The sequence below is a fragment of the Anaplasma phagocytophilum str. Webster genome (genome assembly GCF_000964685.1).
GTDB lineage: Bacteria > Pseudomonadota > Alphaproteobacteria > Rickettsiales > Anaplasmataceae > Anaplasma > Anaplasma phagocytophilum.
Genome location: NZ_LANS01000001.1, coordinates 1,211,657 through 1,228,847, shown reverse-complemented (window position 1 = coordinate 1,228,847; position 17,191 = coordinate 1,211,657). Strand labels below are relative to the sequence as shown.

Here is a 17,191-nt window from a genome sequence, read left to right as displayed (position 1 = left end):
TTTTATTACTACTCTTCTAAGGTATCACTTAAAGAGTTAGTCATAACTCTTATACTGTTCCTCGAATAATATCTTCTCCAATCAGCTCAGAGTCACCTTTCATATGCAAGATAGATGGCACAATACCTTTATCTTTTTCCATTGAAGCTGTGTACTCTACAGTAGCCCCTAATTGAGGCAAATCTGCATTGTATTTTCCTGGATCATTTAGAACTGCGTTTTGAACCTTACCTTTTGACCTTGCTTTGAGAGCTTTTTCATCCTTAGCTACAGCCTTTAGAGCTTTTTTCAGCTTTGCTATGCTCTTAGAATCTCTGTTACGTTTTGCAACTTCATGCTCTTCGCTCAGAATCCTAGTAAGCACCTGTACAGCGTCCATATTGTACAGCTCTCCTATAATCGGTTCTCTTTTTTTAGCACTTCGCCCCGTTATAGCAGATACATATTGAGGAGCTAGCTCATACACTCGTGCAGCTTTTCTGTCTTGATCTTCAGGAGTCGGCACACTCGCAGTTTCTCTGCCTGGATCTTTAGGAGCAGATACATTTGCAGATCTTGCATCCAGACCTCTAGAAGTAGACGCACTTGCAGCTTCTGTGCCTAGACCTTTAGAAGTAGATGCACTTGCAGATTCTCTAGTTACAGCTTGAGCTGCGATGGTCTCTTTTATAGGCATAGATTCTCCAGCTATATCTGTAGAATTCACCGCTTCTTGAACCAGATCTTTAGGAGTAGATGCACTTGCAGATTCTCTAGTTACAGCTTCACTAGTAGTAGCACTCTTTCTGACAAACACAGGTTTTCTCGCTGCTTTTATAGCTTTTTCATCCTGCGGTATAGTACTTAGAACTTCTTGCAGCCTTTCTATACCTACAGAATCTTGATTATGTTTCGCAAGATCAAGCGCTTCTTTCAGAGAATTGATCAGCATATGAACAGCATCCATATCGCATAGCTGCTTTATAATCTGCCCTCTTTTTTTAGCATTCTGCCTCGCTATAGCAGCCATATATTGAGTACTTAGTTCACACACCTGTACACATCTTGCATCTAGACCTTTAGAAGTAGATGCATTTTCAGTTTCTGTGCCTAGACCTTTAGAAGTAGATGCACTTGCAGATTCTCTAGTTACAGCTTCACTAGTAGTAGCACTCTTTCTGACAAACACGGGTTTTCCAGGCACATCTATGGAATTTACCGCATCGCATAGCTGCTTTATAATCTGCCCTCTTTTTTTAGCATTCTGCCTCGCTATAGCAGCCATATATTGAGTACTTAGTTCACACACCTGTACACATCTTGCATCTAGACCTTTAGAAGTAGATGCATTTTCAGTTTCTGTGCCTAGACCTTTAGAAGTAGATGCACTTGCAGATTCTCTAGTTACAGCTTCACTAGTAGTAGCACTCTTTCTGACAAACACGGGTTTTCCAGGCACATCTATGGAATTTACCGCATCGCATAGCTGCTTTATAATCTGCCCTCTTTTTTTAGCATTCTGCCTCGCTATAGCAGCCATATATTGAGTACTTAGTTCACACACCTGTACACATCTTGCATCTAGACCTTTAGAAGTAGATGCATTTTCAGTTTCTGTGCCTAGACCTTTAGAAGTAGATGCACTTGCAGATTCTCTAGTTACAGCTTCACTAGTAGTAGCACTCTTTCTGACAAACACGGGTTTTCCAGGCACATCTATGGAATTTACCGCTTCTTGAAGGCCCTCCTCTTGAGAATATTTTGTAGCTGAATGCTCTACTTTCCTAGAGCTTTCAGCAAGATCCGTAGTGCCCTGAGCATATTGCCTTTCTGTAATCTGCTCTCTTAGAACACCTTCACCTCCTACAGAATCTGCATACTTTTTCTCTAGCTCACGCGCCGGTGCTATGCTTCTATTAAAAGCCATAACATCTTGATTAAAACCTTCTAGAATTTCTGAGAATAGCGCTCCAGTTTCAATATCTTGGTTTTCCATAGCTGCATCGCGCTTTTCAATCAGATACTGGCAAGCAATTTCGCCAACACCCATAGCGCGTATACCATCTGCAATTTTCCTTCTTGCGGCACCGTCATCCATGCTTGCTAGATATTTTCCAACTAATTGATGGACAAGCGTAGTCTTTGTAATAGTTTGGAGAGTATCTATCGCTTCTTTAATCAAATCCTGTTGAGAACCCTGTGCGTTATTAGCATATTCTCTCACCAACAAATCCTTAGTAGCAATGCTCTCTTCAGTATTTAGATCTTTTAACATCTCTGCTCTTTCTGCACTTGTACCTATTGCTAGATACTTTGTAATCAGATGTCTTACTTCTTCTTCTCCTTTTTTATATTCTAGAAGACGTATAACAGATCTTATCTTCTCTTGTTTAGGATCATGCGTTAATGTCTCCCCTGTATCTATAAACCTTACAGTTAGATACTTTCTAGCTAGATCTAGCCCATTAATAGTCTGTAACTCCTTTATTACCTCATCTATATTGCTTTCACGTATACACCTCATGGCTAGACTTTCAGCACGTGCCATTATTTTTTCTCGATTTTCACAATCTCGCGCTAAATCTACTATGCTTTTTTTGATCAGATCTTTATGAGAACTTTCAGTGTTTTCAGCTGCATTACACTTTGTATATAGATGGTCTATCGCAAGCTGTACCGTATCCATATCACATAGATCTTCTGCAATCCACCTTCTTTCAGCATCTTTACTAATACCTCCTGCACACAGATACTTATCAGCTAGATATTTGGTACGCGATTGTTCTTCTTCAATAATTTTAAAATCTCGTTCAATATCGCATATATCTTTTGCAAGATGTCTTTGCATTTCGCGCTTTATAGCACCTTTCTTTTCATCCACATGCCGTATTAGCATAGTCTTAACTAGCATCACAGTATCAACATTGCGTACTTTCCTTATAATCTGGACTCTTTCAGCATCTTTACCTCTTGCAGCTATATATTCCTCAAGCAGCTCTTTTATACGCGCATTTTTTCTAGCATAATCTGCAAAATCTTGCGTTAGACTTTCTATGACTTTTTGAAGCTGTTCTCTATCTTGATCTTCTGTAGCTGCATCTCGCATTGCAGACAAACGACTCATGGCCAGATCTACATGATTCTTCTCCTGTAGACCATCTACAGTTTCTGCGCGTAGTACATCATCTTTCCCTAGTACACTAGCTTTATAGTCTGCAATAAAACTGTCTACTTCCTTGAGCTCAATATCCCTCTCTAGGGAATCTATAATTTCTTTAAGCAGCTCTGCTCTTTTAGAATCTTGATGTTCGAGATCGTCATATTCTTGACGTAGATAAGGCATAATATCTGCGCCTTTCAGAGATTTTAGCTCTTTTAAAATCTCTTTGCGTTCAGCATCTTTACCCACTCCATCACAACACTTTTCAACTAGCTCTTTTACAAGCGCACTTTTTCTAGCATAATCTGCAAAATCTGCAAAATCTTGTGTTAGACTTTCTATGACTTTTTGAAGCTGCTCTCTATCTTGATCTTCTGTAGCTGCATCCAGCCTTGCAGACAAACGACTCATGGCTAGATCTGTATAGCTGTGCAAGCGTAGATTATCTAAAGTTTCTGCGCGTAGTACATCATCTTTCCCTAGTACACTAGCTTTATAGTCTGCAATAAAACTGTCTACTTGTTCGAGGTCCATATCCCACTCTAGGGCATCTATAATTTCTTTAAGCAGCTCTGCTCTTTTAGAATCTTGATGTTTGATAGCAGAACGTTCCAGGTCTAGATCAATTGTAATATCGACGCTCTTCATAGATTTTAGCTCTTCTAAAATCTCTTTGCGTTCAGCGTCTTTGCACATTACGTCGCAATACTTTCCAACTAGCTCTTTTACAAGCGCATTTTTTCTCTTTAACTCTTTCAGACGTTCTTCGCGTTTCTTCTCTATATCCAGAGCATCTAGAGCTTCTAAAAGCTGCAATTCTCTTTGAGAACCTGTACCTCTTTCATATTTATATCTTTCCTCAAGATACTTAATAGCCATATCTAGAGCATCTATAGAAAGTAACTTTCTTATAATCCTACTTCTTTCAATACTCTTACCTCTTGCATCAATGTACTCTTGAAGTAGCATTTTCATCTCTTCATTTGGAGATGATAAATATCTTCTCACCAGCCCTTGAGCACGTGTAGCTCTCCTTGCCATAGCTTCAGTAACTGTATTCAAGCTATCTATCGCTTCTTGAAGGCGATTCTTTTGAGAATCTTTTGTTACAGTTGCATGCTTTACCCTCAGATACTTTTTAGCTATACCTATAGCACCTTTAGCATCGAGCTCTTTTACTATCCCTTTGCACTCAGCATCTCTAGCTACTGCACCTATATACTTCTCAGCTAGCGCACTTACCTGCTTTGCTTCTCTCCTTATGGAAGTTAGCTCATTTGCCGCAGTAATAGAGTCTATGACGTTTCCTTGTTCTCTCTGAGAATCTTGACCTTTTATAGTTGCATGCCTTATAGCACCTGAAGCATATAGCTCGTCTATAACCTCTTCTATTTCAATTTTTTGATTTTCGTCTCCCTCATCTAGACCCCTCGCATCTATACCTCTTATAACAACATTCAGAGAACTTATAGCGTCTTTTATTCGCTGTTCTTCCTGAAAATCGCTACCTTTTATAGCTTGATACTTACTAAAGAGATACTTTATGGACGGATGTATACCCTCTATACTGCACATTTCTTTTACAAGTCGCTTTCCTTCAGTACCTCGCCCTCTTACATCTAGATAATTCTCTGCTAGTTCCGCGATATATACAGGAATTACATTTACATCTAGAAAACGTATAGCTTCTTCAATTCGCCGTTCTTCTTGAAGATCCTGACCTTTTATAGCTTGATACTTCTCAAAGAGATGCTGCTTAGCTGGCCGTAAAGCCTTCATACGTAATATCTTTGTTACGAGTAGTTTTCCTTCAGCACTTCTAAATCCCGCATCTAAATACTGCTCAGCTCGATATTTTATAAATGCAGCTCTAGAAGCTAGAACTTTGCCAGCTAACTTCAGACTACTCTGAGCCTCCTTAATCAGCACCATACTTCTAAAATCTTTATCTTCTACAGCGGCACTCTTTTTCACTAGACACGTCTCTGCTAAATCTAGAACCTTGTTAGCGTCTAGTACTTTTACAATCTGCTCTCTTGCTTCAGCATCACCTCTTGCATATATGTACTTTTCAACCAGATTATTTATATATGCAGTGTACAAAACTTGAGCACAAGAAACTATAGCTGATTGGTACTTTGCGTGTTCCTCAGAATCTCGATCTCCCATAGCGTTATACTTATTTAGCAAACACTGCTTAACCAGACGTAGAGAACCTGTACCTATATCAAGCAATTGCTCTATAATCTGCTCTCTTACACCATCTTCAATGCCCGCATCGAAATACCTTTCAAGTAGCTCACTTACATATTCTCTTCTTGCAGCAATCTCATCTTTAGATATTGCTTCAAATGTTTGATTTCCTAAGGAAGCTCGCAAACCAACATGACCTTTCCAAGGTACAACGTCTTGAATATCAGATCTAACTTTATCTTCTATATCTTCTATAGCAGGTAAGACAGAAATAGACTCGTTCTCAATTGGAGTAACTGTATATTGTTTATAGAATGGTCCATTAGCGTGATATATGCCTATACAATTATTAACCACCAAGGGATATCTAATTTTTATGCATTTAGGCATGTATTCTGTAAAAAATCCCGAATCTATCAGATCACTTCTATTACTTCTAAAACTACTAAAAGCATTGTAAAAGCCTATTGTTACACTCTGTACGACGATGTTATTACCGGTACTTTCATTAGGAATAAATGTTTGAACCTTAAAACGTCGGAAATAATCTGCACATGCTAATGACATGGCTTTTGAGAGCAAAGAAGAGTCAAGTTCTGTGTAATCAATAGATTGCAAAACACCAAATATAGCACTTCTTACTTCAGAATCTGGAGAACACGCTCTCTGTGATATACCTTTTATCATTTCTAGATCGTCTTGGAAGTCAGCTGCAGCTACCTCCAGAAAGCCCTTCTTATTCAAAAGGTATGCATAAAGAACTTCATTGAAATCTTGAGTTTGACGGCACGCTTTTTCTATCAGGCCTCCATTTTCTTCCACAACAGCGTTTTCTTTTCCAGCAGCAAGTAAAATGCTATTACATACAGAAGCTTCAATGTATTGTTCGTCGTCAAATGATAACTCTTGCCCCGTAGCAGATGCCGCTATTACCTTGAAAATCTCTAGTGATACAGGCATGTGTTTAAGCAAGATTGGAAAATAATCCGCACGTCTTTGCGCATTGCCATGACCATACGCCGATATAGCTTTAGCAATTTGGAAGAATGCTGATGATATAATGAGATCACGAAAATGTATGTCTGAGAAAAAACGCCTTAATAAATTTGCCTCTACTTCCTCAATACAATATGCGTGACGGTCTTGAGTGATAGATTCAGGCGCAAGGTCATCCCCTGTGTATGAAAGTCCAAAAATCATAGACAGATCATCCAAAGATGTACCTCTTCCATTAGTAATAATTTGTCCATTTGACGCTTTTGCTATTGCTGCATACGCAATGCCTTTATCCTTGGCAGCACTTTTATAAGAAGAAAAAAGGGCAGCATGATTAATTTCATCTACCTGCATAGTGTCATTGCAATGACAAGAGTAGAGTCTAAATGGTGTACTTAAACCCCTTGACTTAATATTGTTAGAAAGCATAGCTCTAAGCAGACTACTAGTAGATAGAGGCGCCTCTGCGTCACATACCAACACGGCATCGCTCCCTTTAGTAGGATTGACGTATATGTTGCAATTATCCTCGCATATCCTCACATCCTGAGGAATAGAGGACTTCAACACAAGATGCATAACATTGTCTGGAATAGAATCAATGACGCGAACGTCATTACCGTATCCTTCAACCATCTGAGCATTGAGTATACCATTATCGGAAAGAACGGAAAACTCTTTCCCATTAGCAGCAAAATCTACAAACTGTCCGCGTCTTGATAATGATATAGGAACACCATTAGTGTTCGTCCGCGCCACATCTAAATACTGAATAAATTGTTGATTAATAACAACATCACTTTTTGTCTTAACATAAAGCGATAAGATAACTTGCCTATTAGAAGCGTTAGCCAGGTCACTTACACCTGCTTCCTGATTTTCCCATAATCCCTTAGGCTCTATAGCACCAATCCTTTTTAATATGCTATTATGACCTTTTGATAAAGTTACGTAACCCGGCTTACTATCACCCCCGTTTAGTAACCCCACACCTATCCAGGAAGTACATTTGTTAAATACATCTTGCAATTTAGATGTAGGTTTTGGAGGCATTGGCGGCGAAGGTGGTTCATGTTCTAGTCCATGTAATTGACACTTACCTTGAGAATTAATAACTGAATGAGTAATATCAACTACCTCCGGCTTTAATGCATCCTGCAAAAATAAAAATTTCTTAATATCTTGCGGATGAATAATGTGGTCTAATATTCCAATTTCTTGAGCATTACATCTCTGCTTAAATGAAGCATACAAGGAAGTATCAATAATATGACCTCCTTGAAGATCAGTTAAAATAATCGCCGTCGCTAGCTTGTTTATTACTGCAGGATCATTTGAATATAAGCACTTCCGTATCTGCGTCTCTATTGGTAAATCTTCATACTCCTTAAGATTAGATGAAGAGATAATATTCTTAAGAAATAAACTTAAATTAGCTAAGGATATTCCATAACTAGATGGGTATATTTCATTATCTATATCTTCTTTTGTCTTTCCAATAATGGCATCATCTGACAGGTTGATATTTGCTATCCTAAATAGTACTGATTCTGCAGATTCACGACCTCTAGTTTTGCCTACAGAGCTATCTTGCTTTTTTAGCACTTCCTTTTTTATAACAGCAGATACTACCTGAAAAGCAATTAATGCCAAACCAGGTATCTGCCTACATAAATAAGGCATCTTTTCTTCTATATCTTGCATGTTATAATGCACGCGGTTTTTATCCGATTGCACAAATTCTAACATGGCATGCAGGGCGTGATTTATCAACGCAGCCCTAAAAGAACTATCTGCTAAGAATTGCTGTACTAACGCTTTGCGATCACGAAGGCTTAAATCATTAAATAATTCATTTCCATTAGAATATACTGCACAGAATTGCGTAAACACACAACTTTCTTCAACAGTAGGGTCAAGGGTAGAAGAATCACGATCATCAATACTTCTGTCGTTTATAGTATCCAATATTTTTTTGGCACAAGTACTACTTTCTTCCGGTAGTATCCCACTCTTTAGAAGCACGGAAACCTTATCAATATTTCTAGCAATATACTTTTTTAATCCCCTTTCAGAGCCAAGAGTCGCACCGCTGTTGTTACACAATTCTGCACTATATTTCAGATATTGCTCACACATTCTACTCCATAAATCGTTCTTCTGTGCCCGATTCACGTCTAGCATTTTCGCAACGATTCTGTTGTTTATTTCTGTTGTTGGTATATATGTGCATAGCTCTACATTGCACGTGCTACTGCTTAATTCTAGTGCCTTTTTTAGCCTTATTTGATAATTACTCCTTTTTAGATTATCGCATTCAAACTGTAGGAATAGCTCATTACGAGCGAGCGGTGCGTGAGCTTTTACTTGCTTTGCCGCATCCTCCTGAGTCCCCCCTATGCATACGATAATTTTATTGATTGGAAACTTGCGGGATTGCCCTACACAAAATTTATCTCTAAAACCATCATAATACAAGGTAGCAAAACCATCTTTTGCTGCTTCTTGCAAAATTTCTTCTTTCCAACTTCCTCGTCTTATATCATCAAAAACTTCCGTATCTGCGCATGTACGCCTAGACCATGGCATCATATCAAAATTAATAAATACATGCATTTTGTCTTCTGCAGTAGCGCCATTACCCCTATGTAAGACCTCTATAAGTCGCCCACTATTGCTATAATAACCACCATTCTCAAATCTAATAGCTTTCATAATATCATTCATTACATCCTGAGGAGCAATGGCACTGACATCATGCTCTACCGGTGTATTGAGCTTAGGAATGAATTTAGGGATCACATGAATTGCTTTTACTAATCCATCCCTTCCGGAGTTACTAGCATCTCCCTTTTGTATTACTCCCTTATCTTGCGAAGAAACTTGCGAGCTGTTAACTTTTTGAGTACCTTGTGGTGCATTGCCTACAAATACTTTTGCAGGAGTTGCTGCAGGAGGCTGAGAAGCATGACTTTCTTTTACTGAAGCCCTTTCATTTTGCTGCCTATCAAGTAGTTTAGGATGCACTTTAGCACTGTCATTACTAGACACTGCAGAAGATGTATTATTTCCTGACGGAAGAATTACTTGCGTTGCATCTTCAGCAGGACTTGCACTTGACTTTGATGCCCCTGCACCGGAAGCTTTATCATCACCTTTTACCCGCAGAATTTTTCTGCCTTCATGCACGAAAACACCTACCTCTTCACTGTACTCTCTTTGAGCTTCACGAGCCACATCTTCAGCCTCTACGATAATCCGAGCTTTCTCAGCACTGACAGCCTTTTCTTGACTATTTTGTTTACCCGGTGAATTTTCCTGCGCTTTTAAGGACCTTTCCTCAAGCTTAGAGGATATCTTTATAGCTAATGACTTTATCAATGTATGAGACAAACATGTAGCTAAGAAAACTGATACTACGATACTATTTAATCCTAACTCCGTAAGGGCAGCTGGTAACCCGTATTGAAACATCAATGCAAATGCGACTATAGCAGCAACAGAAACCATAGGAAGGAAAATTTTAGAGCCAATATACCTTGTGGCTAAAGCATCTATAGTCACATGAGAAACAAACGCAGCTTGCATAATAGCAACACTTAGAATACTCAATCCCATCAAAGGAAATCCATATTGCATGTGAAGTAGAATTGCTACTAAAGCTGCTACTAACGAAAGTACTATAGATGTTACAACATATAATAACTGCCTCGAGGACAAACGCGTCTTTTTTCCAAGCTGAGAGAGCTCAACTTCTCTTTTATCTTTTTTATGATCAATCATATAAAACCAATATTATTCAACAATATTAAATTAAAGGGGCCCTCAAAGAACAAAGTACAAGAGTGCTAAGATCTTAAAAATCGTATACTCCCTAGCTGTCTTCATATATTTAGAAAAAACTGAGCCATAGATGCTAAAATTGTTATAGCTTTTTAAATTAACTGTTAGAAAATAGTAAAAGACATACCTACGCCTTAATAGCTCCAATGAGATCTTCTTTAATTTCTGATTTAAGTAAGAAATATCTCGTGCTGTATTACCCTTTTACTATTTCCTAACTTATAAATTACCTGAACTCACTTACAACTTACACGATCAAAGAGCTAATACTCTTAAAAAATCATCGATTACCTTACATAATCGCTATTTAAAAATTACCATTGCTTTTAAGCTATACATTAGCAATGCATTTCACAAATTATACGGATACAAAAAATTCTTTTTAGGCTTTTTCAGGAAATATCTTATAAAAGCTGACATTATCGCTGCTATAAATAGAAAAATCCAAATACCTTAATGCTTTAGTCTAACACAAAAAAATTAATTTAAAAAATAATTTTAAATATAAATTAATAAAATTGTGATCACTGCTGTTGCAGGTTATGAGCCACATTTGTTTTATGTTTTTGAAAGAATGTACACAAATGTGCAGTATTACGTCTGATTTCTGTTTCTATATTGCTGATATAATTTACATAAAGCGTAAAAGATAAGGTGCTGAACTCCCTATTTCTATGCAACAGTTTTTCCGTTGAAAATGCTGATGAATATTATAACGTGGATTTTTCATAAGTTTACACACATTTTCCTTGGCATCTTATATGTTAAAACCCAAGCTAAGAGCACCAAGAGTACTTGCATATTCGATCTAAAATCAGGTACAAAAATAGCGGATTTAAAAGAATAGATTAAGAGCCTCTTATAACGATTAAAAGAACAGGATAAATCTCCAGCTCGTCATGTTACTATTATAAAGACAACATCATTATAATTTCTCAAGGGCATTGCTTACTATGAGCTTACCTATAATAACGTAGATATGTCGATTTATCATAATAACTATACTGGTATCAAAAATAGGATGGTAACTTAAAAATAACTAGATTTAGAATGAAATTCTGAAATAAAGAGCACTGCGCCTATTAAAATAACGAAATACTGCTCACTTATACCGCAATGGAAGCCTGCTGCGGACCTTATGAACACCTCTTTTAAGTTATACGCAAACAATCTACCCTCAATTCTCTAAAAAGGAGAACTCATAGCGTAGCTCATATAGCATATGTACTTCAAAATAATAATACTCACACTTTTTCAATGGTGAAACAGTATCAGAGGACATTGATTCTTACCGGAAGTCTCTTTTCATTACGCATACTAAAAACCAACATAGCAACATAACTCATTGTTACCGTTTTATCAGATACTTCTGAATATATGGCACGATCTTTTTCTTCAGTAGCGCAGGCCACCTAGCTATAACTCTATTACTGAGCGTTACTTAAGTTGCAAATTCATGAGTAAAAAGCATTGTATTATGTAGGCTATAAAAGTGCCACGAGCTTATACCTATAAGAAGAAAGCATAGAAATCTTAATTTTATAATTAAACCTATTTAAAATCACTATTCAATACCCCTATGCAGCATAAAAATAACTATAAAGATTTCCATACCGATCTTACGGTCAATTGCCCAAGAAACAGAATATATTTCTCGCATTAAAATTAAAAGATATTGAATCCGTCAATACTACTCTACTGATGCTATAGGCCCGCTACTACAAAAAATATAGAGCGGGCCAAATTTGGTAAATATACTAAAAACTTTAATGCAGAAATATAATTAATTTAATGGATTCTTATGCAGCTACCGTCGTGGCTTTAGCGCCGCCGCTACCTACCACCGCATCTCTGACCTTAACCTCTGTACCCGGAGCAGCTGATGATGATAATTCATCAAAATCCCCAACTTCTAACTTTTGCAATGCGGCTTTCAAGAAAGTAGAGCATTTTTCCGCAATATCATTCTCTGAAAGCAAGGTCATGAGACGTCTTTCCATAATTTGTATTACTTCTTTTGTTTCCTTCATATCAAGCGAGAGTTTTTGTATATTCTCAGACAGCTCTTTAATTCCACGATCTGTTTCCGCTGATCTTGTAGAGGCAACTGATGCCTCTGATCCTGTAGAGTCAACTGATACCCTGGATTCAGCAGCTGTAGCACTTGATGCTACAGCAGAAACATCTGGGCTGTCTTTGCCTTTTTTACACTCTGCAATCAATTTCCACAGAGACAATACTCCACAACAGAGCGCAAGTGCTCCCGCTCCAACAATACAATATATTGTTTTCGGATTTAGAATCATTGCATGCATCTGATGGAGATATAGATAGATCGATGCAGCAACACAAAGAATACTAAGTACGAGGATGATAGATGAAATAACTATATACCCTCTTCTCCTAGTATTATTTGTAGAATCACTACTTTGTCCCGCAGAAACAGTACTCTTCTGTTCTTCTACAACCCCAGTTGCAGGAACTGCACTCTTCTGTTCTACAACCCCAGCTGCAGGAACTGCACTCTGTTGAGGTGCATCTCCTTCTACAGTAACATTGCTCTGTTGAGTTTTAACAGCTTGTCCTTTCTGAGCCTTATCATTATTATTAGCCATAGATAAATACCTTTTAAAATATTAATATTAAATTCTATATGAATACGCGAACCCGTGCCCTCCCTCCATAGCAACAAAAAAATTAACGTAGGTTAAGGATTATGAGAATTACACCGCGCCTATCCTCAATCAAACTTGCCAACTCTTATCTTGCAATCCCTTCGAATCTTGCAATACAAGAGACGATGGAGGGTTCCCCTCAATCGCAGCATTCCCATAGCTCTCATTCCTAAATATCCCAAGAATCATATCATCTTGTGATTTATCTTCTGAATATAAAAAGCAATCTCCATTAAATCCTACAGAATTAGCAAGTAACTTGAAAAAAGCTCCTTCTTCTCCATCCAGCATGCAGTAGTCAACCATAATCTTATCGATTCCAGCTGTGTATCTACGGAATTCATCAATAGTTTTGATTCCCTCTCTTTTTATCGCTCTCCCTAAACTCAAACCCATTGCGTACATCATAGCGTCGCATAGTAAATCACTCCCCCCTTTATCCATTATCACTTCATCTACAAGTTCATCTAGATGCTCCTTATATGAGCTACGAGAAGAGAACTGCTTATAAGAAGACAGAATTTCAGAAACTCTCCCTCCATCCATCCCCACTCTCAGAAAGATAAAAATACGTAATAAATCGCTATCTTCACCTTCAGTCATTTTGTTAATCTCTATAATAGATTTGTTGTGAGGATTAAGCTCGATACTGTCTATGGTATTTCGCAAAGTCACACCCAATGCAGTCTGGATAATAATTTTACGTCTCGGGTCTATAGCAATACGTTTTACCGTGTTATCCTCCGCACACTTATATGGAAACAACGTTTCCATATAAGTGCAAAGAGCATCTACAACATGCGCGTCCATATATTCATAAAGACCTACATCATTACTATATTTCACCGCTGCAAGTGATGTATTACGCCCTAAAATAGAGATCATAAGCAGTTCACAAAAGGTTGGACTTATCAGAAAATGAATCACGCTTTCTTTTATGGGCAGCGCTTTCATTCCCTCTGCCATGACCTTATCAACCAAACTTGTGGCAAAAACTGTGTGTACTCCTAGTATATTGTTTCTGATGTCTATGTTCGGAATGCTATCTGAGCACAAAAGTGAACTCTGACCTCCATATTTCCCTTGATCAAGAGCCTCTAATGCATTTCCAATCCATTTTTTGTCGTCACAATCCAAATCTCCGGATTGCCTCATTTGCTCCCATTTCACACGGTGCGTGTGAAAATCATATAGAAAACCAGTCTTAACAATTGCTTCCTGCAACGTAAAACCCCTCTCTATATACCTCTCCACTACTCTCCTGCAATGTTTTATACACGAACCAAGCAGGAAAGATTCTCCAAACAATGCACCCATGTCTTGCATCACGTAGGAAACACATGTACTACCTTGAAGAGGTTGAGATATATCATCTCGAGTCTCTCCTCTTTTCTGCTTATCTATCGTGGATTGGCTAGGCAATGACCTGAGATCTTCCTCGTATTTTCTATGTTCTTCAGTAATGTCTATAGCACCTAAAGAAGATGAGGCATACAGATCATCCCCCTCACCCATAGTTGATGCCTGCAACGTTCTTCTTAGAGAGTCACCCCGTGTAGCCTTCGTCCCACTACGCAACCCCTCTATGTCTACTTTTATTTTTTCACTTGGAACATAATCATCTATTATACATTCCCTTTTTAAAGCATCGGAGAATAGTGCACGACTTTTCCATTCCCTATCTTCCTTCCATATACCATCCAATGACCAAGCAATCAGTCTCTCTGTATCATCTGGCTGAATACTCCCGCTCTTAACGAATTTAATTAAACCATCAATACTGTAATCCATCTTTTCGTTAAAACGACACCGCATCCTTCTTTCTACAGTTAATAATTCTGAAGCCACCAAAGAAGCAGTAAACTCTTGCATAAACCAAGCAACTCTTGATTCATTAATCTCATGCTCCTTTTCTAAAAGGCAAAGAGCTATTTCCAGATCATCCGCTGAGCGTTGTACACTATCTGTTCGAAAACTATCCAAACTATACTCTTCATTTTTCGCTGCTCTCCATAACGCTTGGTATTCTAAAAAGATGTAAGCCCCTGGATCTTGAGCAATGAATGGATTCTTTCTATCTCTCATTATCCTTTCATCAACATAGCTTTGTAAGGTTTCCAATACTCCTTCATCAGCATAAGAAACTGCTTCTTTAAAGCATTTTACTCTGCTTAAATTCGCGTGTATCGCCTCTTCCCCTCTTAGCCCAATAGAACTCCCTCTAAAATTAGCCGCTTCCACAAAAATTTTCATTGTCTGCATTAACCACGGAACAAAGCGACATAGATATGCAACATTGTCTGTATCTAGAGTAAAATGTCCTTCTTCAGAAATACTTATGGCGCAGAAAATAGAGGAAAGAAGTGCGCAGCGAAATCCACGATCAAGAGCAAATTTAGCCGTTATTAAACGCACAAAGGGTGATTGTAGCGTGTTTACCCTTCTCGCATCTCCGTAGCTAAGTTCATTTTTCTCCTGCATTTTTTTAGGAAACCATGACCCGCTCTTATCCTTACTTGTCTCTTCAAGAAATAGATTGCCATATCTTGACAAAGCACAAACTGACCTTAGTGCATCAACACTCGTGCCACTTAGCCCACTAGTAGAATTTTCAGGAATGTTGTTGATGAGGTAATCTATAAGCCCAACATGGCTTTTAGCTAAATTTGAGCACCCACGCATATTTTCAAAATATGCTCTATTCTCGTCAAAATCTTTTAAAAGCCCCGTTTCTCCAAATAATCTCCGCAGCTCTCTCAAATGCACTTCATCATCCGTCTCAACACGGCAACTTCGCCCACCCCTCCCAATAAAGCCAAGCAAATATATGCGCTTTTCCAAACGATTCAAATGGTAATCTAAATAAAAACCGAATGCGCAACCATCCCTCTTAAAACCCAGTGCACTATCGTATTCCCCAAGTATAATCCTTAATAGCTGCCCCCTATCCATTAAATCTATCTTCAATCTAGATAGTAACGCCCCCTTAAAAGGTGAAGGTGTATGCATATCTTCCTCGCCTGAGAACCCACTTTTTACTAGTTCCATCCCCTTCGCTAGAGGATATGTATACAAAGCTAAATTTTTTTCAGGGCTGCTATTAGCATGCTCAATAAACTCATCTAGCCTATCGCCTGCAAAACAGAATTTTGCCCCCCATTCATCACCCGAAGTGTACGTCATTTCATCGGCGTCAGAATCAGCTTCTATTTCCCAGCTTGACTCTTCTACCTCCTCTTTACTTAGTCCTGTATGTGCTGTGCTAGTTTTCTCCTCCTCAATCGCTATAAATGCAATATCACCAGATTTCACCTTTTCATTTAAGCGCTCTATTTCTTTTAAATCCTCTTTATCTCGCAAAACTACAGCCAGAGCCACAAGAAACGCGGTGGACATCGCTAAAAAAATAATTGCATACGTAGAAAAAACCGTAACCCCAATCACTGCTTTAGCTCGAGAAGCATAGTATGAAAAAGCACACCCTATACTCATTGTACTTACAATAAGAATACCCAGAGTATTACGAGACCTTGTGTATCCAGTTGATTCCACCCAAGACGCAAACTCTCGCCCAATATTGGTTCGAGCTTTGCCAGACACTAACCTTTTACCCACTTCATCTCTCATACTTTTTTCAAATCCCATCTATAAAACCCGATGCAGCACACATAGCAACCAGTTACCTTCCAATCGCCGTAAGCATTCCCCTTACGAGAACACAACAGATAAGTACAATGCTTCACAAAACTCACTTAACCAACAATAACTATTAAAATAGCAGCACCAAAGCTAACCATCAGACACATACGCTACTAAAGGCCTATCTCAAACCCTCTTTCATCATTGTATAAAATAAAGAAAATTAACCTATCTGCACCAGGTAACCTAATTTCTTTAATTTTTACTCCAAATCCTAACGTTAATAATACTTATCATTTTCTATAAATGTTGCATAAAATCAACATGCCGCGCTATCTAACATGCTAAAAGCAAAAATGCAATATCTTTGCTTCTGCTATATATAGTAGATACACTCTCTAAATACATATAAATTATAGAATATACGTGTAAAGATGCTTTCTCTTGCGGTAAGCCAAGCATTATTTAATTTATTAAATAAACGTAAACTTATTAGATGATATTTAATAAGTTAAATCAATGATTTTTTTTGATTTAACTGATTTAGCAATATCGCAGGGCGATTATAAGCTCTACTGAAGCGGTGAAAATGCTGCTTTGAAAATTTCTCAACAATTATTGATAAAGGTAGGTCGCGGAGAAATGCACAATGCATAAATAATCTGCTCTAAAATAACTTCGATCATATTGCATACTATTAATATAG

3 protein-coding genes are annotated in these 17,191 nt (G+C 38.0%); all 3 read right to left on the bottom strand.

Going from position 1 to position 17,191, the window contains the following annotated elements; all coding sequences use genetic code 11:
- Positions 1-49: 49 nt before the first annotated feature.
- The 3 genes from APHWEB_RS04870 to APHWEB_RS04860 all read right to left on the bottom strand — a co-directional run bounded on the left by APHWEB_RS04870 (position 50) and on the right by APHWEB_RS04860 (position 16,473).
- Entirely contained in the window at positions 50-10,111 is a 10,062-nt protein-coding gene (locus APHWEB_RS04870) for a coiled-coil domain-containing protein (protein WP_045895570.1), read from the bottom strand.
- 1,859 nt (positions 10,112-11,970) lie between these two features.
- Positions 11,971-12,786, bottom strand: a complete 816-nt coding sequence (locus APHWEB_RS04865; protein ID WP_020849327.1) for a hypothetical protein — start codon at positions 12,784-12,786, stop codon at positions 11,971-11,973.
- Between the two features lie 129 nt (positions 12,787-12,915).
- Positions 12,916-16,473 (bottom strand): hypothetical protein, encoded by a 3,558-nt coding sequence (locus tag APHWEB_RS04860; RefSeq protein ID WP_155237134.1) that lies wholly within the window; start codon positions 16,471-16,473, stop codon positions 12,916-12,918.
- Between the last annotated feature and the right edge of the window lie 718 nt (positions 16,474-17,191).